This is a genomic window from Mycobacterium sp. NGS61 (genome assembly GCF_059812325.1).
Map to the genome: position 1 here is coordinate 153050 of NZ_JCALCL010000012.1, position 21073 is coordinate 174122.

16 protein-coding genes and 2 riboswitches are annotated in these 21073 nt (G+C 66.9%); of the genes, 8 read left to right on the top strand and 8 right to left on the bottom strand.

Translation table 11 applies throughout. The features are described 5' to 3' along the window. Positions 1 to 6 precede the first annotated feature (6 nt). The 6 genes from AC5Y3Z_RS21780 to AC5Y3Z_RS21805 all read right to left on the bottom strand — a co-directional run bounded on the left by AC5Y3Z_RS21780 (position 7) and on the right by AC5Y3Z_RS21805 (position 7182). Positions 7 to 1224, bottom strand: a complete 1218-nt coding sequence (locus AC5Y3Z_RS21780; RefSeq protein WP_463826780.1) for a cytochrome P450 — start codon at positions 1222 to 1224, stop codon at positions 7 to 9. Then, on the bottom strand, positions 1208 to 2212 hold the full coding sequence (locus AC5Y3Z_RS21785; RefSeq protein ID WP_463826781.1) for an SDR family oxidoreductase: 1005 nt from the start codon (positions 2210 to 2212) through the stop codon (positions 1208 to 1210). Before AC5Y3Z_RS21785 ends, AC5Y3Z_RS21780 begins: the two co-directional genes overlap by 17 nt. Further along, positions 2205 to 3344 (bottom strand): spirocyclase AveC family protein, encoded by a 1140-nt coding sequence (locus AC5Y3Z_RS21790; protein ID WP_463826782.1) that lies wholly within the window; start codon positions 3342 to 3344, stop codon positions 2205 to 2207. The genes AC5Y3Z_RS21785 and AC5Y3Z_RS21790 overlap by 8 nt, the downstream gene beginning before the upstream one ends. A 12-nt stretch (positions 3345 to 3356) precedes the next feature. After that, on the bottom strand, positions 3357 to 4469 hold the full coding sequence (locus AC5Y3Z_RS21795; protein ID WP_463826783.1) for an ABC transporter substrate-binding protein: 1113 nt from the start codon (positions 4467 to 4469) through the stop codon (positions 3357 to 3359). A gap of 84 nt (positions 4470 to 4553) precedes the next feature. Further along, positions 4554 to 5405 (bottom strand): CbbQ/NirQ/NorQ/GpvN family protein, encoded by an 852-nt coding sequence (locus AC5Y3Z_RS21800; protein WP_463826784.1) that lies wholly within the window; start codon positions 5403 to 5405, stop codon positions 4554 to 4556. Between the two features lie 118 nt (positions 5406 to 5523). Further along, positions 5524 to 7182, bottom strand: a complete 1659-nt coding sequence (locus AC5Y3Z_RS21805; RefSeq protein ID WP_463826827.1) for a nitric oxide reductase activation protein NorD — start codon at positions 7180 to 7182, stop codon at positions 5524 to 5526. Between the two features lie 208 nt (positions 7183 to 7390). Here AC5Y3Z_RS21805 and AC5Y3Z_RS21810 point away from each other — a divergent pair, with 208 nt between their 5' ends. From AC5Y3Z_RS21810 to metE, 6 genes are all read left to right on the top strand, one after another. Beyond that, positions 7391 to 8551, top strand: a complete 1161-nt coding sequence (locus AC5Y3Z_RS21810) for an acyl-CoA dehydrogenase family protein (protein WP_463826785.1) — start codon at positions 7391 to 7393, stop codon at positions 8549 to 8551. After that, entirely contained in the window at positions 8548 to 9630 is a 1083-nt protein-coding gene (locus AC5Y3Z_RS21815) for an acyl-CoA dehydrogenase family protein (RefSeq protein WP_463826786.1), read from the top strand. Before AC5Y3Z_RS21810 ends, AC5Y3Z_RS21815 begins: the two co-directional genes overlap by 4 nt. A 2-nt stretch (positions 9631 to 9632) precedes the next feature. Next, positions 9633 to 10280, top strand: coding sequence for a nitroreductase family protein (locus tag AC5Y3Z_RS21820; protein ID WP_463826787.1), 648 nt, complete (start codon positions 9633 to 9635; stop codon positions 10278 to 10280). A gap of 155 nt (positions 10281 to 10435) precedes the next feature. Further along, complete coding sequence (locus AC5Y3Z_RS21825; RefSeq protein WP_463826788.1) at positions 10436 to 11695, top strand: TetR/AcrR family transcriptional regulator; 1260 nt, start codon at positions 10436 to 10438, stop codon at positions 11693 to 11695. Positions 11696 to 11736: 41 nt separating this feature from the next. Then, complete coding sequence (locus tag AC5Y3Z_RS21830) at positions 11737 to 12378, top strand: NAD(P)H-binding protein (protein ID WP_463826789.1); 642 nt, start codon at positions 11737 to 11739, stop codon at positions 12376 to 12378. Positions 12379 to 12443: 65 nt separating this feature from the next. Next, positions 12444 to 12637, top strand: a riboswitch (cobalamin riboswitch). A gap of 58 nt (positions 12638 to 12695) precedes the next feature. Beyond that, positions 12696 to 15047, top strand: a complete 2352-nt coding sequence (gene metE / locus AC5Y3Z_RS21835; RefSeq protein WP_463826828.1) for a 5-methyltetrahydropteroyltriglutamate--homocysteine S-methyltransferase — start codon at positions 12696 to 12698, stop codon at positions 15045 to 15047. 255 nt (positions 15048 to 15302) lie between these two features. Here metE and AC5Y3Z_RS21840 read toward each other — a convergent pair whose 3' ends face one another. Both AC5Y3Z_RS21840 and AC5Y3Z_RS21845 read right to left on the bottom strand, forming a co-directional pair. Then, on the bottom strand, positions 15303 to 17027 hold the full coding sequence (locus tag AC5Y3Z_RS21840) for a DUF3556 domain-containing protein (RefSeq protein WP_463826790.1): 1725 nt from the start codon (positions 17025 to 17027) through the stop codon (positions 15303 to 15305). A 51-nt stretch (positions 17028 to 17078) separates the two neighbouring features. Then, positions 17079 to 18551: a cobyric acid synthase gene (locus AC5Y3Z_RS21845; protein ID WP_463826791.1), complete on the bottom strand. Its 1473-nt coding sequence runs from the start codon at positions 18549 to 18551 to the stop codon at positions 17079 to 17081. 86 nt (positions 18552 to 18637) lie between these two features. Then, positions 18638 to 18855, top strand: a riboswitch (cobalamin riboswitch). A gap of 121 nt (positions 18856 to 18976) precedes the next feature. On the opposite strand from AC5Y3Z_RS21845, the gene AC5Y3Z_RS21850 reads away from it, so the two are divergent. Beyond that, positions 18977 to 20662 carry a PPE domain-containing protein gene (locus tag AC5Y3Z_RS21850; protein ID WP_463826792.1) on the top strand — a complete coding sequence of 562 codons (1686 nt, stop codon included), beginning with the start codon at positions 18977 to 18979 and terminating at the stop codon, positions 20660 to 20662. A gap of 60 nt (positions 20663 to 20722) precedes the next feature. Continuing rightward, positions 20723 to 21031 (top strand): PE family protein, encoded by a 309-nt coding sequence (locus AC5Y3Z_RS21855; RefSeq protein ID WP_463826793.1) that lies wholly within the window; start codon positions 20723 to 20725, stop codon positions 21029 to 21031. The last annotated feature ends 42 nt before the right edge of the window (positions 21032 to 21073 follow it).

Sequence of the window (21073 nt, forward strand, 5' to 3'; positions counted from 1 at the left end):
GGTCCGCTACCGGGGGTCGAACAGCACCGGAACCGAGGTGGGCGACCGGAAGACCTGCCCGCGGACGTGCGGGTCGTCGGCGTCGGGGTCCAGCCGCAGGTTGGGCAACCGGTCCAGCAGCAGATTGATCGCGGTGCGCATCTCCAGCCGGGCCAGGTGCATACCCAGGCAGACGTGGACGCCGTGTCCCCAGCCGAGATTCGCCTTGGGAGGGCGGTGGATGTTGAACGTGTCCGGGTCGTCGTACCGGTCTTCCTGCCGGTTCGCCGAACCCAGCATCGGCATCACCGTGGCACCGGCCGGGATGGCCACCCCGCCTAATTCGGTGTCACGGGTGGTCACCCGGGTGATGGTGAGCAGCGGCGACTCCCACCGCACGCCTTCCTCGATCGCCTGCGGCAGCAGCGAGCGGTCCGCGCGGATCGCTTCCAATTGGGCGGGGTCTTTCAGCAGTGCGAGCAGCAGACTGCCCAGCGACCGGTATGTCGTCTCCACGCCGGCCGGCAGCAACAGGCGCAGAAACGAGAAGATCTCCTCGTCGGCGAGCTTCTGCCCGTCGATCTCGGCCGCGCCGAGGGCACTGATCAGATCGTCCTTCGGCTCGGCGCGCCGAGCCTCGAGAATCGGCGCGAAGTACTCACACAGCGCCGCGGCGGCGGCGAGCCCGCGCTCGGGGTTCATCAGCCAGCTCAGCAGCGAGATCGACCACCGCTGGAACTGCGGGTAGTCCTCTTCCGGCAGGCCCAGCAACCCCGCGATGATCTGGCTGGGGTAGTCGAAGGTGAACTCCTTGACCAGATCCGCCCTGCCGTTGGGCGCGAACTCGTCGATCAGGCTGTTGGCCACCCGGGCGACCAATTCGTCTTGGTAGCGCGCCAGGGACTTCTGGGAGAACGCCTTGGAGACCAGCGACCGCAGCCGGCCGTGGACCGGCTCGTCCATGCCGAGCATCACCCGGTCACCGAGCACCGGACCGAAGGCCGCAATGACCGCTGCCGAGGAGTAGGTTTCGTTGTCGCGCAACATCTGCTGGATGTCCTCGTGCCGGTACACGATGAACATCGGCAGCGATTCCTCGTGCGGCAGCGCCCCCGACGTCTCGAGGCGCTGTACCGGCTCCTCGCGGCGCAGCCTCGCCAGTTCGGTGTACGGGTCGCGGACGTCTCCCGAGATCGCGTCGTCGAAAGCGCCGAAGTCGTCCAGATCGTCAAACAGCTGTTCCATGCGCATCCTCCCCATCACTTGCCTCCCGGCGGCGCGCCGCCAGGCGCTGCAGTACCGACTGCGGCAGCACCCGTGCCGCGAACACCATGGCGCGCTGATCGATCGTCAACGGCCATACCCCGTCCTGCATAGCCCCTTGTCTCGGTATGCCCAGGATGACCCGCGACATGTGGTGCATACCTGCTGCGGGCAGAATCCTGCTCAACGCCAACAACATTGACGCATCCGGCCCCACCCCGCGGCGCCGGAACGGCACCCGGTCGTCCAGTGCCTTAACCAGTCCGTCGGTGAAGCGCTCGGGCGGCCTGGCGAGTTTCATCGCAAAGCGCCCGCGGGTGTCCATCGTGGTGTGCAACCGGGCGTACGGCCCACTGAAGTCGCGGTCGTCGATGGTGCCTGCGTCGGTAATGATGTCGGTGTCGTAGGTGCCGGACACCAAGACGGTGACGCCGAGGCCGAATGGCGCGACCTCGCAGGCCATGGCTTCACCCCAACGCTCCAGTGCGCCCTTGGCCGCCGAATACGGCGCGGTGGCAGGCTGTCCGCGCACGCCGGCGGCGCTGGACACCAGCACGATGCGCCCCTGTCCGGCGGCGCGCATCGAGGGCAGCAACGCCTGCGTGAGCGCAACGGGTCCCAGGACGCTGGTGTCGAACATCCTCTGCCACAACGCCATATCGGTCTCTTCCACCATTCCGGCGGCGGAGATGCCCGCGTTGTGCACCAGCGCATACGGAGCGCCGACGGCTGCTTCGATCGACTTTGCAGCCGCCGCAATGGACGCGGCGTCGGTGAGCTCGAGCTCCACCCCGATCAGCCGGTCGTCCTCCGGTGTCGCCCCGGTGGCCTGTCGCAGCACCGCAAGTGCCGCTTCTGGCGATCGCATGGCCGCAACAACGCGCCACCCCTCACGGTACAACCGCACCGCGGAGGCGAATCCCAGCCCGCGGGACGCCCCGGTGATGACGACGGTGCGCGGCTCAGCCATGTTTGTCGGTGCCTTGCCCGACGGCGCACGCGCCCTCACCCGGCGGCGGCGGGTCGACGTGCGGCCGTCCGTTCGGCATCCCACTCGCCCACGTCGACCAGATGCCCACCGAGTACGGTCCCGGGGCACCGGCCTTCTCGTAAAAGCCCTGCGGGTCATACACTTTGGCTTCCGGGTACGGCCACGGACAGGCGACCGACGTGGCCAACCCGCTGGCTTTGATGGCGGCGAACCAAGCGCCGTAGGCGAAGTAGGACACGTTGATGATGGCGAACATGACCAGGAAGGTGCCCAGCACCGGTCTACTCGGGAAGAGCTTCGCTTTCGCGGCCAGCTTTTCGGCCACAGCTTTTCCGGTGTCGTCGCGATAGCAGAGGATCGCCGCGGGCACCATCACGAAGGTCACCGAGAACGATTCCCAGATCAGCGGGAACTGGAAGGTGGTCCCGGTGAACACCGATCCCCACGGAATCACCTGCGAGTAGATGTACATGCCCCAGTGCACAAGGGTGTTCTCCAGCAAGGCATCCATCACGAAGCCGATCGCACAGGTGATCAGACCCAAACTGACCAACGGGTGCTTGGACACGAAATGCTGGGGCCCTTTCCTGGCCTGCAGTTTGCGCAGAATCCACACCGCCGGGAAGTACGGGCCGAAATAGAACATCACGTAACCGAAGACGACGAACGGCTCCACCGTCGGCGACAACGACACCAGCGGCCAGGACTCCGGCCAGTGGATGAGGTCGGGGTTGTAGACCGCGAACGGCGCCCAGTTCATGATCGGGTCCTGCCACACAATCAGCGTGGTGCACAGGAACATCAGCATCGCCGGACTGCCCGGATTGCGTCGCCATCCCCTGATGAACACCACCAGCAGCACCACCAACGCCACCGCGGTAGCACTGTCCAGGAAGGTGATGTAGTCCAGGCCGAACATGAATTCGACGGGGCGTGGCCGGCCCTGCACGTTGGGGTTGGCCACCCGCGGATCAAGGGCGGTGCGACAGTTGACGATGAAGAACAGCGCGAACGCCGCCAGCGCGGCGCCCGCGACCCAGCCGCCCCACTTGCGCTTCTCGGCCAGCGCGGGTGACTTCTGTTCTGCCACAACGGTTTGATCAGTACTCATCGCTGGCGCGCCTCACTCTCCGAACCGATCGACCAAATGCGAGTTGACCCCATCGGCGTCCAGGGTTCGCGCCACCAGATAGCCGGCGCCCATCCACGCCCGACGGGTCCACTTGCCGAACGACACCCGAGTGCCGGGCGCGCCGGAGGCCGCAGGCATCATCTTGACCCGCTCCAGTGCTTCCTTGACCCCGCGTGGACTCAGCGGGTGGGCATCGGTGAACGCCCGCACCAGGGTGGCGGCGACATCGCGATTCACCACGGTCACACAGAATTCGGGGCGACTGCCGTCGTATTTCTGCGCATAGGCGTCCAGGAAGTCCTGCCCGATCTGGTTGGCCTCGTCGTACTGGTCCACCCCGGTCCAGCCCATGAACGCGTTCCACATGATCGGGTTGACCCACGCGTTCTGCCAGGCGGTGGTGGTGAAGCGGGGCGGGTCCCAGTCGACGGCCTGCAACGCGGGATTGATGAAGACGATCCCGAAGCCGAAGCCCAGGTGCACGATCGCTTCGGACTTGGCCTCGTGCAGGGTTCGCACCGCCTCGTTGATGTCCTGGGCGGTCTGTGCCACCGTCACCTCGGCGACGATTCGAATCCCTTTGCGCCGACAGGCACTTCGCAGGTTCTTCAGGTAGCTCTCACCGATCAGGCTCTGCTCCACCAGAACCCCGATCTCGGTGAGTTCGCGTTTCGCGATGAGGTCGGCCAGGAAGATGGGCTCGTCGGTCATCGAGCCCTGGGGGAACGCGAAGGTCCACTCCCCCAGCCAGTCGTCGGTGCCCGTCACACTGATGGCCGGAACCTTGAATCGCTCCTCGATCGCTTCGCGCAACGGAACGCAGTTGTCGGTGATGTTCGGACCGAAGACCACCAGACAGCCCTCGTCGACGAGTTCGCCGTAGGCGTCGATCACCGCTTTCACCGAACCTTTGGGTAGACCTTCGACCTCGCGGTAGATCATCTGCACCGGACGGTCCATCAGGCCCTGGGCGACGGCCTCTTCGAAGATGAGGTCGAAAGTCTGGGTGAAGGAGGCGAACAGGTCCTCCGGGAAGCCCGGCGGCAGCTTGAAATCCATCAGGTAGCCGACCTTGATCGGTTCCGCCTGGCTTTCGTAGGACATCTGACCTCCCCGGACGACTGCGTGGGACCGCAATCATCACAAACCTAATATTTGTTCAGACCCTAACGCCGGTGATATGCGGCGTCAATTGCCAGCCCCGTTGGCAGCGCCGAGGTACACCTCGATCATCTCGGCCAGGGCCTTACCCACTGCCGCGTCGTCGGTCAGCGGTCCGGCTATCGCGGCCAGCGCCGCCTCCGGCATGCTCAGCCCCTCCGCCACCAGCCTGCCGGCTGCGATGAGCACCCGGGTCGAGGCGACCTCGCGGAGTCCACCGGTCTCCAGCCGGCGGATGGCCTGTCCGAATCGCACCAGTTCGGCAGCCGTGTCCGCATCCACCCCCGCCTCGTGCGCCACGATCCCCTCTTCGACATCCGGTGCGGGGAAATCGAATTCGATGGCGACCATACGTTGGCGCGTCGAGTCCTTGAGATCCTTGAGCACGCTCTGGTAGCCGGGGTTGTACGACACCACCAGACCGAATCCGGGTGCCGCGTCCAGCGTTTCGCCCAGCCGCTCGATGGGCAGTTGCCGCCGGTAGTCTGCGAGCGGATGCAACACCACCGTGGTGTCCTGCCGAGCCTCCACCACCTCGTCCAGATAACAGATCGCGCCTTCGCGCACCGCCCGGGTCAGTGGGCCGTCCACCCACACCGTCTCGTCGCCGCGCAACAGATACCGCCCGACCAGATCGGCAGTGGTGAGGTCGTCGTGACAGGCGACGGTGATCAATGGCCGGCCCAGGTCGTGTGCCATCGCTTCGACGAACCGGGTCTTGCCGCAGCCCGTCGGGCCTTTCAGGACCAGCGCCAGGCCCTGGCGGTACGCCGCTTTGAACACGGCCTCCTCCCGGCCGACCGCCTTGTAGTAGGGCCGCAAGTTCTTCACCTCAGGGGTTGCGCCGTTCCGGTAAGCGAGTCCGGACTCGTTGGCCATGGCTTCCCTTCTCCCGCCGTAGGTAGCAGCGTAGCCGGAACAGATGTTTGTTTCAAGTGCGAGGGCCGCTGCTGTACCGATCGGCGTGAACACGCGAACGCTGTTCTGGGACAACAGATCATGACACGCGGCGCTGGACCTCCGCGGCGCGCAGGGCGGACCTAAACAGTGGACCGATCACTCCGGCGAGCTGATCCGGGCGGGCGATTGTCGCGTGCGCGGTGCTGCCGAAAACACGGCGCAACGACTGCACATCAGTTCCCGCGCCGATCGTCAGACACACGCATCCGGTGCCTCGCCGACGCGCTTCGGACAATGCGCGGCGCGCGTCGGCCGCACCGTAGGGCCGCTCGTAGCCGTGGTCATAGGCCAGGCCGTCGGACAACACCACCAGCAACCGTCGCGCCGTGCCGCCGCGCGCCTCCAGCACCGTCGAACCGTGCCGGATCGCCGCGCCCAACCGTGAATACGCACCCGGCTCCAGGCTGTTGAGCCGTCTCATCACGCGCGTGTCGAAATGGTCATCAAACCGCTTGACCGGCACCATGTTCACCGCACCCCGCCCTTGCGAGTAGTACGCGTAGAGCGCCACCCGGTCCCCCAGGTCGTGCAGCGCAACGGCCAGGTTGGCGACCGCCGCGCGCTGCTGCTCGTGCACCGTGCGCCCCACCGTGCCGGGCTCGGCGGTCGACCCTGACACGTCAAGCAACAACAGCACCGACAGGTCCCGCCGTCGCCGCAGACTGTCCAGGTACACCGCTTCCTCGGGCGCCGAGCCGGCCCGTATCTCGACGCGGGCCTCCACCGCTGCGTCGATGTCGATGTCGTCGCCCTGCGACTGACGATGGCGGCGGTGCAGACCCATGCCGAGTCGAGACAGTGGACGCCGCACGAAGATCGCGCCGTCGATCGCCTGGGTGGCGGCGGCCTTGATCGTGGGTTCGACCTCGCGCACGGTGCACCAGGCAGGCCGATAGCGTTTGTTGCCCGCATCCCATTCGGGATATCGCGCACCGCCGGCCTGCGCCTGATGAATCCGGTCGTCCTCACTCGACGTCGACGCCAGCGACGACACGGCGTACGCCCCGCGCTTTCCGGAGTCGGTGTGATGCGTCGGGTCGTCCGCGCCGGGCGGTCCGCCCCCGCCGCCGGTCTTGCGTGCGGACGACAGCATCTTCTTGAGCCACTTGCCGATGAAACCGCCGCCGCCGACCGGGCTGGTGAACAGGTCGGGATCGTCGGAATCGTCGATCTCATCGTCGTCCTGCTCCTCGAGCCGCTCCGGCTCCTGCGCCTTCGTGCTCCGCGGAACATGTTGGGCGCCAGCCTGTTCCGTGGCTTCCACCTGCCGCTCGCACGCGGCCAGCACCTTAGCGGCGCGGAAAACACCGAATACTTGCGCGGGGTCGTCGAGCACGGTGCGTCCTTCGGCGATTCGCAATGAAGCGGCCGGCGAGTCGCTGCGATCGGCGATGTCGCGATCACCCAGGGAAGCCAGCGCTGTCGGCAACAGGTCGCGGTGGGCGACCAGGGCGCGGTGTGCTTCGATCGACAGATAGCGGTTGGCCAGTCGTCGGTGCCGGACCAGTGCTCGCACGACCTCGGGTTGGAGGCTGCCCGCCGCGATCAAAGAGGCCTGCACCGCAACCATCTCGCGCTGACGGCGGACGGTGTCCGACGGATCCAGATAGATCGTCTGGCCATCGGTCCACGCCGCCGCACCCGATTGCAGGGCCACGACCGCTACCGGACGACCGGCCAGGGCGGAGGCGAGCATGCCCAGCCCCGCACCTACTGGTGCGTCCTTCCCCACCCGCGACCACCACCTTTCGATGACCAAATATCTGTTCCACCGTAAGGTCGGGTCGCGGCGCAGTCAACGAGAGTCGCTCCACCGACGGGGATCCGCCGTGATTGACCAAATATCTGTTCCAACGTAGAGTTCGGCTTGGCCGTAGCCGATCGCATGGGGTCGAATAGGAAACGTGGACTTCTCATACCCGGTGGAAGTTGAGCGCTTCCGCGACGAGTTGCGCAACTGGTTGTCGACGAATCTGACCGACGAATTGCGCGCCGCCCGGCGACCGTCCGCCCGTGATGACGCGGTATTCGAACAGCTGCGCGCCTGGGACGCGACCGCGGCCGACGCGGGCTGGGGTGCCGTCGCCTGGCCGCGGGAATACGGTGGCCGCGGTGCCACCGTCCTCGAACAACTGGTGTACACCGAGGAGACCACCCGGGCGCGAGCGCCGTTGCCGCTCAATGTGATCGGGATGAACAATATTGCGCCGGCGATCATGCAGTACGGCACCGAATCGCAGAAGACCACCCTGCTGCCCCGGATGATGCGAGCCGACGACATCTGGTGCCAGGGCATGTCCGAACCCGAGGCAGGTTCCGACCTGGCCGCACTACGCACCAAGGCGGTTCGCGACGGCGACGAATTCGTGGTCACCGGGCAGAAGATCTGGACCTCGCTGGGCCATAAGGCCAAGTGGTGCCAGCTCTACGTCCGCACCGATCCGGACGCCCCGAAACACAAGGGCATCTCGTGCCTGATCGTGGACATGACGCTGCCCGGCATCGAGGCGCGTCCGCTGGTGACCCTCAACGGCGACACCGATTTTGCCGAGGTGTTCTTCCACGACGTGCGGGTGCCCGCCGACGCGCTGCTCGGGCCGCTCAACGCGGGCTGGCAGGTCGCCACCACCACGCTGAGCCACGAACGTGCCGGTGCGGCGCGGCTTTACGCCGAATTGCATGTGCGACTGGACGAGCTGATCGCCGACCTGGCGGCGGTGGATGGTGGCGCCGCGCTGCAGGACCCGGTAGTGCTGCGCCGGCTGGGTGAACTCGGCGTGCGGATCAAGTATCTGGAAGTGCTCTGCCTGCGCGGCATTTCCGCGACGTTGCACGGCGGATCCGAGCAGCAGGCACTTGCGGCGGCCAGCCTGGCCAAGACCGTATGGGGTGAGGTCGGGCAGAGCCTGGCCGCTCTGGCTTTCGACGTACTGGGCACCCGCGGCGTGCACGGCCACTGGGCCGACTACCGGTTGTCGTCGCGGTCGCTGACCATCGCCGGCGGCACGAGTCAGATCAACAAGAACATCACCGCACAGCGCGTCCTGGGGTTGCCGCGCCGATGAACCTCGAACTGACCGAAGAGCAACTCGCCCTGCGTGCCACGGTGCGACGATTTCTCGTTGAGCGGGCACCGATTTCGGAGCATGTGCGTCTGCTGCTCGACGATCCCACCGGTACCACCGATGCGGTGTGGCGCGGCCTGGCCGAGCTGGGGGCCACCGGCCTGCTGGTGCCGGACGAACTCGGCGGCGCCGGGATGACGATGGTGGAGGCCGGCATCGTCGCCGAAGAACTCGGCGCCGCGCTGCACCCGGGCCCCTGGTTGTCCACTGCCGTGGCGGCCGCGCGGATCCTGACCCGTCTCGGCGGCGATCCGGCCGGGCGGATCCTGCGCGGGATCGCCGACGGCACCACGGTTGCGGTCTTGGCCGAGCAGTCACAAAAGCCCCTCATTTCGTCCCGAAACGGGGGCGTTTGTGTCTGCTCGCCGCCGTTGACGGTGCCCGACGCGGCGGCGGCCGATCTGCTGCTGGTCCTTGCCGAAGACGAGGACGGCACCGCGCTGTTCGCGGTCGAGACCACCGACCCCGGCGTCACCATGACACCCGAGCGCGGTATCGACAAGACCCGCAAGCAGTTTCGGGTCGATTTCGACAACGCCGGCGCACAGCGGCTCGGTACGCTGACCCCCGACGCCATCGACGCGGTGATCGACGACGTCCTCATCGCGATGGCCGCCGACGCACTCGGGGCCGCGCGGGCCGTGCTGGACATGACCGTCGAATATGCCAAGACGCGAAGGCAATTCGACCAGCCGATCGGGTCTTTCCAGGCCGTCCAACATCTCTGCGTCGACATGTATGAGACGGTGGAGCTGGCGCGCAGCGGTGTGGTGCACGCACTGTGGGCCGCCGACTCGTGTCCCGAGCAGCGGCACCTGGCGGCGTTGCGGGCCAAAGCTTTCGCCGGCCGGTTGGCCGCCGTCGGCGACACCGCGATTCAGGTTTTCGGCGGCATCGGTTTCACCTGGGAACACGATGCGCACCTCTACCTCAAGCGGCTGCTCAGTTGGAGCGCGTATCTCGGCAGCCCCGATCGTTATCTCACCGAGGTGGGCGTACAGCTCGCCGGAAGCACCTGATCATGGATATCGATTACCTGCTCAGCGCCACCCGGTCCGCGCGCAAGTCCCTGGACCTGGATGCTCCCGTCGATCCGGCCGAGATTCGCGCCTGCCTGCAAACCGGGCTGCAGGCCGCGAACGGCTCGAATTCGCAGACCTGGCGGTGGCTGGTGGTCACCGACCCGGATGTGCGCGAGCAGATCGCACAGTTCTATCGGGAGGCCTATCTGCGTCGGGTCGGCGGCCAACTGCTCGCCAAGTTCCTGCCGGCCGGGACGCCGGAGAGTCGGCTGATGTCATCCACCGGGTGGCTGGTCGACAACATGTCCCGGGTGCCGGTGCTCGTCATCCCGTGCTACCAGCCGTATCTGCCTCGCATCGAGGGTGACGAGTCGTTCCATCTGGCGACGCTGTACGGCTCGATCTTCCCCGCGGTATGGAACTTCCAGCTGGCACTGCACACCCGCGGCTACGGCACGTGCATCACGACGCTGCACCTGCATCACGAGGCCGCGGTCGGCGAGTTGCTCGGCATTCCAGCGAGCTACGTCCAGGGTTGTCTGCTACCTGTCGGGCGGCTGCGCGCCGGCCACACGTTCCGGCCAGCTCCGCGAGTGCCGATCGAGAAAGTCGTTGCATCCAACCACTGGACCGGCCCGCCCATTTAGCATGGTCAACGCGTCCGTCGCGGGTCTGTAAGCAGCGCGTTTGCCGCGGCCAGTCTGATAACCTCTAACAAAGATTTGGTTCGGCGGGAGGACGCGATTCGCATGGTGTTCGCTCTGCGATCCGCGTCGTCCGGCAGGCTGGCGCGCCGCCGACCATGACCGACAGCGCAATCGAAAGCGGGACCCGGCGGACCGAGATCCTCGAGACCGCTGCTTCGCTGATCGCTTCCTCGGGTCTGCGTACCTCGCTGCAGGAGATCGCCGATGCGGCAGGCATTCTCCCGGGTAGCCTCTACCACCATTTCGAGTCCAAAGAGGCGATTCTGGTCGAGCTGATTCGTCGCTACCAGGCCGATTTGGACCGCATCGGGCAGAGCGCTCAGGCCAAGCTGGACGAGCCGGATCCGCGTCCGCCCGCCGAAAAGATCGTCGAGTTGGGCCGCGCGATCGCCAACTGCGCGGTGCGACACCGGGCTGCGCTGCAGATGTCGTTCTACGAGGGCCCCAGCGCGGACCCCGAATTGATGAAGCTGACCCGCCAGCAGCCCACCGCAGTGCAGGAGGCGATGCTGCAGACGCTGCGCGCCGCTCGATCCAGTGGCTACATCACCGACGCCGATCTGCCGATCCTGGCCGATCGGATTTGTCAGACCATGCTGCAGGTCGGTCTGGACGTCATGCGGCACAATTCCTCAGCCGACCAGGTGGCGGCATTGCTGTGTCGAATCATCTTGCAGGGCTTGGCATGCCGACCACCTGCGGATCGGGTGCTGGATCGGTCGAAGGCTTTCAGCGCGGCCACCGACGTCATCGACACATGGGCCGACGACAACGAAGCCGACCCGAGCGATAAAGCGGCTCACTTACGTGCGGTGGCCCGAACGGAGTTCGGCCGCAAGGGGTACGAAGTCACCACCATCCGCGACATCGCATCGGCAGCCGGATTGGGTACCGGCACCGTCTACCGGGTGATCGGTTCCAAAGACGAACTGCTGGCGTCGATCATGCGCTCGTTCGGCCAGAAGGTCGAAGCCGGATGGGTCGCCGTGTTGCGTGCGGAGGCGACGACCATCGAAAAGCTGGACGCGCTGAGCTGGGTCAATGTCAACGCTCTGGACCAGTTCTCCGATGAGTTCAGGATTCAACTCGCGTGGATGCGTCAGTCTCCGCCCCGCGACGCGGTCAACCCGGGTTGGTCCTACACGACCCGGTTGCGTCAGATGAAATCGCTGCTCTCCGAAGGCATCCGGTCTGCAGAGATCCGCCTCGAGGCGCCGTCGGCCACCATGTTGGCGCGCTGCGTCATCGGCATGCAGTGGATACCGGAGAACATCCTGCGCGAGGTGGGCACCCGCACGTCGCTCATCCTGGCGCGGGACACCGTGTTGCGCGGCGTCGCGGTGCGCGGCAAGTAGACCAGTCATCCGTTTCGGGTGCCACGCGTAACGTCGACGTCATGGCGAACATCATCATCATCGGCGGCCACGGCAAGGTCGCATTGCAGCTGGCCCGAATCCTGACCGAGCGTGGCGACCAGGTGACCTCGATCGTCCGCAATCCCGGCCACACCAGCGACGTTGCGGACACCGGTGCCGAACCGACCACGGCCGACATCGAGGAGCTCGGCACCGACGACATTGCCGGCCTGCTGGCGGGTCACGACGCCGTCGTCTTCGCCGCCGGGGCCGGTGGCGGCGACGCGGCGCGCACCTATGCCGTGGACCGCGATGCCGCGATCCGGGTGATCGACGCGGCAGCGCAGGCCGGCGTCAGCCGGTTCGTCATGGTGTCCTACTTCGGCGCCGGGGCGAACCACGGTGTGCCTGAGGATGACTCGTTCTTCGCCTACGCCGAGGCCAAAGCGGCCGCGGACGAACACCTGCGCGCCACCGACCTGGACTGGACCGTGCTGGGACCGGGCCGACTCACCGAAGACCCGGGAACCGGGCGCATCGCGATAGGCGAAGCCAAAGGATCGGTAGCGCGGGCCGACGTGGCAGCCGTCGCCGCCGCCGTCCTCGCCGACGACTCGACAATCGGCCGGACCGTCGAGTTCAACAACGGCGACGTCCCGATCGCCGAAGCGCTGGCGACCTGAAGATCGCGCACAGAGTAGCCTTGGCGACGCAGCTGGTCTGCCGTCGTCGCACCTGTGGCGCCGGCATCAAGCGAGGCCTTGATGGCTCGCGAGAGGGAATCCGGTGAGAATCCGGAACTGTCCCGCAGCGGTATGCAGGAACGACCGCCGTCTTTGACAAGCACTGGTCCCGTGAACGGACTGGGAAGCGACGGCCAGTAGGAGCACCACCCGGTGCGCGCCTGTGAGTCCGAAGACCTGCCAGCTGTGCCGGACGCGCCGCGTTCGGCGGCACATCGCCTCGTGGAATGGGCGTTTGGCCGGGGCCGTTGCGGTTGATGCATGCCGTAGCGCGATCGGTTGCGCGTCCGCGGGCGGTGTCCACACCGTCGAATCCGAAGGACCAGCTCGTGACCGCACCAACTTCTCCGAAATTCACCGCCACCATCACCGGCTCCCCCCGCATCGGCCCGCGCCGCGAACTCAAGCGCGCAACCGAGGGCTACTGGGCCGGCCGCACCAGCCGATCCGACCTGGAGTCGGTCGCCGCGTCGCTGCGCCGCGACACCTGGACTCAGCTGGCCGCCGCCGGCCTGGACTCGGTGCCGGTGAACACGTTCTCCTACTACGACCAGATGCTCGACACCGCGGTCCTGCTCGGCGCGCTGCCGGCCCGCGTCGGTGGGGTTTCTGACGAGCTGGACCGCTACTTCGCGGCGGCGCGCGGCAACGACGAGATATCGCCGCTGGAAATGACCAAGTGGTTCGACACCAACTACCACTATCTGGTCCCTGAGATAGGCCCGTCCACCCGGTTCGGGCTGCACCCCGACAAGGTGCTCGCCGAGCTGGAGGAAGCCCACGAGCTGGGCGTCCCCGCGCGTCCCGTCATCATCGGTCCGGTCACGTTCCTGCTGCTCAGCAAGGCCGTAGACGGCGCTACGGCTCCCATCGAACGATTGCAGGAACTGGTGCCGATCTACACCGAACTGCTGGCGCTGATCGCCGACAGCGGCGCCCTGTGGGTCCAGTTCGACGAGCCCGCCCTGGTCACTGACATCTCCCCCGACGCTCCGGCACTCGCGGAGGCGGTCTACAACGCTCTGGGTGGAGTGGCCCACCGGCCGTCGATCTACGTCGCCACCTACTTCGGCAACCCGGGCGCGTCGCTGGCAGGGCTGGCCCGCACACCCGTCGAGGCCATCGGTGTCGACCTGGTCTACGGCGCTGACACGGGGATCGCGGCCGTTCCAGAACTGGCCGACAAGACGCTGGTGGCCGGCGTGGTGGACGGCCGCAACATCTGGCGCACGGACTTGCAGTCCGCGCTGAGCAAGCTGGCGAGTCTGCTGGGCTCGGCGGCCACGGTGGCGGTGTCGACGTCGTGCTCAACCTTGCACGTCCCGTATTCGCTGGAACCCGAAACCGGCCTGGACGATGCACTGCGCAGTTGGCTGGCGTTCGGCGCCGAGAAGGTGCAAGAGGTCGTCGTTCTCGCGCGTGCACTGCGCGAGGGACGCGAGGCGGTCGCCGATGAGATCGAGGCATCCAATGCGGCGGTGGCCTCGCGCAAGCAGGATCCGCGCTTGCACAACGATCGCGTCCGCGCCCGCATCAATGACATCGTGGCGTCCGGCACGCATCGCGGTGACCCGGCTGAGCGGCGGGCCAGTCAGGAGGCGCGGCTGCAGCTGCCTGTGTTGCCCACCACGACGATCGGTTCTTACCCGCAGACCTCGGCGATCCGCGTCGCACGGGCCGCGCTGCGATCCGGCGAGATCGACCAGACGGAGTACGAGCGTCGGATGAAAGCCGAGATCGCCGACGTCATCAAACTGCAGGAGCAACTCGGGCTGGACGTGTTGGTGCACGGCGAGCCGGAACGCAACGACATGGTGCAGTACTTCGCCGAACAGCTCGACGGCTTCTTCGCCACCGACAACGGCTGGGTGCAGTCCTACGGCAGCCGCTGTGTCCGCCCGCCGATCCTGTTCGGCGATGTGTCCCGGCCGCACCCGATGACGGTCGAGTGGATCACCTATGCGCAGTCGCTGACCGAACAGCCGGTGAAGGGTATGCTGACCGGTCCGGTGACCATCCTGGCGTGGTCATTCGTCCGCGACGATCAGCCGCTGGCCGACACCGCCAACCAGGTCGCCCTGGCGATCCGGGACGAGACGGTGGATCTGCAGTCGGCCGGGATCGCGGTGATCCAGGTCGACGAGCCGGCGTTGCGGGAACTGCTGCCGCTGCGACGCGCCGAGCAGGACGAGTATCTGCAGTGGGCCGTGGCGGCTTTCCGATTGGCCACCTCCGGGGTGGATGACTCCACCCAGATCCACACCCATCTGTGCTATTCGGAGTTCGGCGAGGTGATCGGCGCCATCGCCGACCTGGACGCAGACGTCACCTCCATCGAGGCGGCGCGGTCGCACATGGAGGTCCTCGACGACCTCAACGCGATCGGATTCTCCAACAGTGTCGGCCCCGGCGTCTACGACATCCACTCACCACGGGTGCCGAGTACGCAGGAGATGGTCAAGTCGTTGCGGGAAGCATTGAAAGCTGTCCCCTCACAGCGTCTTTGGGTAAACCCCGACTGCGGCCTCAAGACCCGCCGGACCGATGAGGTGACCGCGTCGCTGGAGCACATGGTGGCCGCGGCGCAGGAGGTGCGCGCGGGTCTGTAGCGCCCACGCTCGCCGAGCGTCACGCCAGCGTGACGTTCGGCGTCCACCGCCACCCCAGCGTGACAGTCGACGCGAGGAGAGTCTTGCCACGCTCGCCGAGCGTCACGCCAGCGTGACGTTCGGCGTCCACCGCCACGCCAGCGTGACACTGGACGCGAGGAAAGTCTCGCCACGCTGCCACGCTCGCCGAGCGTCACGCCAGCGTGACGTTCGGCGTCCACCGCCACGCCAGCGTGACACTCGACGCGAGGAGAGTCACTCCGACAGCACCTGGACCGGCACGTCGTCGGCCCAGGGCTGCCGGGTCACCATGTCGGCCACCCGCAGGTAGCCGTGCTCGAATTCCCCTGTGGCGGCGTCGTACAGCCGATAGCGCTGGGTTTGCCGGTGGATGGGCTGCGCGTCGAGCAGCACCACCCGCACCTCGCCGGGTTCGAATTGGCACCGCCGCTGCATGGCCTGGATCAACTGTTCGTTGTGCAGGTGGCCGTCGCCGAAATTCCAGCCGATCGCGGTGCTGCAGATCCGCTCCCCGTCGGTGATCACGTAGTCGTCCTCGTTCTGGCCGGCCATCGCCCGGTGCGCCAGCGTGAACAGCCCTCGGCCGTGGGTGTTGAACCCACGAAACGCATAGCCCATGTAGATCGGTATCTGCGCCGCCTCCGGACTGCCGTAATACCGCTCCAGCTGTGCCTGCGGCATGCTGGCGATGGCGACAATGCCCCGCGAGATCTTCTCGCTCGCAGAGGGTTTCATGCACCACAGGGTGGTGTCCCAGTTCCCGGCGTAGTACCGCATGCCGGGCAGGAAGGAGATCTTGCGCGGCACCAGGTTGCCCGCGATGACAATGCCCACCAACAACGCGAACAGAATGGCAACCGGCACAGGGTGTCTGAGGTCACCCAGCCCGAGCTTGGGATGGCCGACGAACAGCGTCAGCACCCCGAAGATCATGAAGACGTTCCATTCGAGCGGCACCCCCATCGGGATTGCGGACAAGATCCCCAGGTGGAAGAGCACCATGACGGTGGCGGCCACCGTCAACGGCCACCCGCCGCCGGCGAAGAACAGCACCGGCGGCACACACATCTCGATGAATGTGCTGATGTGGGCGATGATCCGGGACAGCCGGCCGGGGCGCAGGTCGTCGGGAAACTTTTCGAAGAAGCGCCGCTTGAGCCAACGGGTCCGCATCAGCGGGTTGTTGGACATCATCGTCGAGATGACGAACGGGAAGTGCTTGTTGAGCTTTGAGGTGGCCGCCCCCATCCAGATCACCAGGAACACCAGCTTGGCGGCGACGATCATGTCGATACCGCCGAACAAGAAGGTCACCGTCAGCGATCCGTAGACCTCGCCGCGCGCGGCCAGGAAAATGACTTTGTCGCGCAGCCCACATGCGCCCAGCACCAACAGGATCGCCACGATCTGCCACATCGGCAGCAGCCCGACCTTGCTGCCCACCTCCGGTATCGGGCCGCTGCCGTCGGTGAACAACGCGGTGAACAGCAAGATCAGCAGCAGCGCATACAGCGCCACGTCGACCGGCTTGCGTTTGGTGCCAAAGGTCAGCGGCACCCGATCCGGCCACGGTGGCAGCCGGATGGTGCCGAACCGTAGCCAGTACAGGATCGAACCCAGCGGCGGGAAGAACCGGTTGTTCAGCGGCCCGAAGCCGCAGCCCAGCCCGACCACCTCGAACAACATGGTGTAGAGCACGACCTTCTCGAACACGATGGGCTCGGCGTACCACGACCGGACATTGGTGAACCCGTCGATTCCCTTGGTGCTCAACACGATCAGCCACCCGATGAGGATGTACAGCAGGATCTTGCCGACGTAGAACAGGTGCAGCACCACCGGCGTGCCGAAACCCACCTCGGCCCAGTGCCGGGCCATCGGACGGATCTTCTCAGCGCGCGTGCCCTTGCTCCACTCGGCGAAGTCGACTTCCGGCAGTTGGGGCTTCAGGAATCCCATAAATTGACACACTAGAACGTGTTCTAGAAGTTTGGGACCTCAAGGCCGACCTCACGGCGCTCCCGGCGGGAGGAAGGGCAGCGCCGGCGGGCTCCCGCGCCGGGCCAACTCGAGTAGTGCGTCGACGTCGAGGTGCTGGTCGACGAGATCGCCGAGCAGGTCGAGGCGGCGCTCGCGGGCAGTGCCGAAGCGGGTGCCCGACGGGGCGATCCCGAGTGTCTCACGCAGGAAGACCTCGCGCAGGGCGTCACCTTCCAGAGAACCGTGCCACATGGTGCCGAACACGGCAGCGGCGCGCGCACCGCCGGGAAACGGGTCTGCGGCGCCGACCTCCACCCGGCCGTGGTGAATCTCGTACCCGGACGCCGGCACCCCCAGCCCCTCACCGCGCGGCAGCCGCAGCACCTTCTGGGCGTCGAACGTCGTCGTCACGTCGAGCAGACCAAGGCCGGGGACCTCGGCAGGTCCAGCCCCTTCGACGCCATGCGGGTCCCGGATCACCCGGCCCAGCATCTGGAACCCGCCGCAGATCCCCAGCAGTGGCTTACCCGCCGCGACGTGCAGCCGCACCGCGCGGTCCAAGTCCCGCGAGCGCAACCAGGCCAGGTCGGCGATCGTCGCGCGGGTACCCGGCAGCACGATGAGGTCCGCATCGCCCAGCGCCCGGGGGTCTGCGGCGAACACGACGTCCACTTCGGGTTCCAGCCCCAAAGCGTCGATGTCGGTGAAGTTGCTGATCCGGGGAAGCCGCACCACGACCACCCGGCGGGCCGGCCCGGCTGCGCGCCGGCCCGTCAGATCGAGCGCGTCCTCCGAGTCCAGCCACAGGTCGGGATGCCACGGCAGGGTGCCGTACGCCCGTCGCCCGGTGAGCCGTTCCAGGTCACGCAGACCCGGCGCGAGCAGGTCGAGGTCACCGCGGAACTTGTTGACCACGAACCCCGCGATCAACGCCTGGTCCTCGGCGGACAGCAGCGCGACGGTGCCCAGAAACGCTGCGAACACCCCGCCGCGGTCGATGTCACCGACCACCACAGTCGGCAGTCCCGCGTGCCGGGCCAGTCCCATGTTGACGTAATCGCCTGCGCGCAAGTTGATTTCGGCCGGACTGCCGGCCCCTTCGGCGACAATGACGTCGTAGCGGCCGGCGAGGTCGTCGAAGGCGCGGTGTGCCGCCGCGGCGAGCGTCCGGCGTCCTTGGAACCAATCCGTCGAGTCCAACTCCCCCCACGGTCTGCCCATCAACACCACGTGGCTGCGGTGGTCGCTGCCCGGCTTGAGCAGCACCGGGTTCATGGCGGGCTCAGGCACGACTCGAGCCGCGAGTGCCTGCACCCATTGCGCGCGCCCGATCTCTGCTCCCGCGCCGTCCGCACCAACACAGACCATCGAGTTGTTGGACATGTTCTGCGCTTTGAAGGGCGCCACCCGCACTCCGCGCCGCACCAGGGCGCGGCACAGTCCGGCGGCGACGGTGCTCTTGCCGGCGTCGCTCGTCGTACCCGCCACCAGCAGCCCAGACATCAGCACGAGCATGCCAGTCCTTCGCGACGACTGGCCTCAAGGGCGGGGTGTCAAGTATTCTGATGCCCGCAGCTGGTTTGCTGGTGGCAACGTGAGGAGTCGCCGGCATCGAGCGGCGAACGCTCCTTCAGGTTCGTCGCAAGAGGGAACCCGGTGGAAATCCGGGACTGTCCCGCAGCGGTATGCAGGAACGAACGCCGTCATAAGCACTGGCCCATAGCCCGGGCCGGGAAGCGACGGCCAGTAGGTGCACCGAAGGTGCGTGCCTGTGAGTCCGAAGACCTGCCAGCTGTGCCGGACGCGTCGTGTCCGGCGCACGTCGCCTCGTGGACTGGGCGGACGGCCTTTGCTGGAATGTCATCGTTCCAGCGGCTGGGCGTTCTGGGAGTGGCGACGGGCATCCCGTCGTGTCAAAGGAACGTTCGATGACCGCCCCGATCTGGTTGGCTTCGCCGCCGGAACTGCATTCAGCGCTGTTGAGCAGCGGGCCCGGACCGGGCCCATTAGAGGCGTCCGCGGCGGAGTGGACCGCACTCAGCGTGACCTACACCGAAGCGGCCGACGAGTTGTCCGCGCTGCTGGCCGATGTGACGGCGGGCGCTTGGGCCGGCCCGACGGCGGCCGGCTATGTGGCCGCCCATGCGCCGTATCTGGCGTGGCTGACGCAGGCCGGCGCCGACAGCGCAGCGAAGGCGGCCCAACAGCACGCCACCGCCGTCGCTTACACGAGCGCGCTCGCGGCGATGCCGACCCTGGTGGAACTGGCCGCCAATCACGCCACGCACGCGGTGTTGACGGTCACCAACTTCTTTGGCATCAACACCATTCCGATCGCACTCAATGAGGCCGACTACGCACGCATGTGGATCCAAGCCGCAACCGTGATGGGCACCTACGAGGCGTTGTCCACGGCGGCGGTGACCGCCACCCCGCAAACCGGTCCGGCTCCGGAGATCCTGCGAGCCGAGGCGCAGCGGGCCGCCACAGCAGCGGAATCCAGCACTCCATTCGAGCAGTTCCAGCAGTGGTTGTGGCAGACCTACACCACTTTCTACAACGACGTCATCCAGCCGTTCATCGACGCGATCGCCAATCTCCCGTACTTCCAGGCGATGTTCGGCGGTTTCGACCCCTACCTGGTCATCCTCGGCAATCCGCTCACCTACTTCAGTCCGCTGAACATCGCGTTCGCCCTCGGCTACCCGATGGACCTCGCGACCTATGTGGCACTGCTGTCCCAGATGTTCTCGTTCGTCGCGCTCGACCTCACCGCGGCGTTCGCGTCCGGCAATCCGGCGACCATCGGTTTCACCATCTTGTTCGTCACCGTCGAGATCATCGGCACCGTGGTCACCGACACCATCGCCCTGCTGAAGACGACGTTGGAGAGCACTCTGGTCCTGACGCTGGCCGTCGTGCCGCTGCTGACCGCTCCGCTGGTGCCGCTGGCGGCCGGAGCGGTACTGGCGCCGCTGGGTGTCAAAGGTTTGCTGGCATTGGCCGCGGCGGCGCCGCCTCCGCTGCCCGGCGCGACTCCCCCACCGCCGGTGGCGGCGTTGGTCCCCAGCGTCCCGTCTTCCACGCCAGGCCCGACGCCGACTGCCGTGGAAGCGGTGACGCCGTCGCCTGCCCCCGCACCGGTGACGCCACCGACTGCCGCGCCCCCGTCGGTCACCGGTTCGGGCATCGGTCTGGGTATGCCGGACTACGGCTACCTGGTGGGGGGTTTGAGCTTGGCGGCCAAACGGGGGTCGGCCAGCGCAGCGCGGAGGAAGGCATCGGAGCCCGACGATGCCGCTGTCGCGGCGCCGGCGCCCGCACCCGAGGAGCCCACCGGTGCGCCAAAACGCCGTCGCACCAGAGCTTCTGTGGTGGGCCGCGGTCGGGAATACGCGGATCTGGATCCGACGGAGAACGTGGCCGTCGACGACCGGTTGGCCTTGGTCAGTGCGTCGGGCAGAAACGCGGGCACACTGGGATTCGCCGGTGTCGCACCCGAGCGCGGAGCCAGGCCGGTGGGGTTGATCGCCGACGACGATCCCGCGCCACGCGTCCCGATGTTGCCGAACACGTGGGAACCTGATGATCAATCGGAGGTGAACCATCGTTAAGCGCACGAAATAGCCCGCTTTCCCCGATAATTGGACAAACCTGGCAGAGGAGTGTGACTCATGACGTTGCGAGTGGTTCCCGAAGGACTGGCCGCTGCCAGCGCTGCGGTGGAAGCGCTGACCGCGCGGCTGGCCGCCGCGCACGCCGCAGCGGCGCCGTTGATCACCGCGGTGGTGCCGCCGGCGGCCGACCCGGTATCGCTGCAAACTGCTGCCGGGTTCAGCGCTGCGGGCCAGCAGCATGCGGCCATCGCGGCCCAGGGCGTCGAAGAACTCGGGCGGGCCGGCGTCGGCGTCGGCGCCGCGGGGGCGAGCTACATCGCCGGTGATGCGGCGGCCGCCGCGACCTATGGGATTTCCGGCGGCTAGCCGTACAAAGAATTCGAATCGACAAGGGAGAGAAGGAGAGTC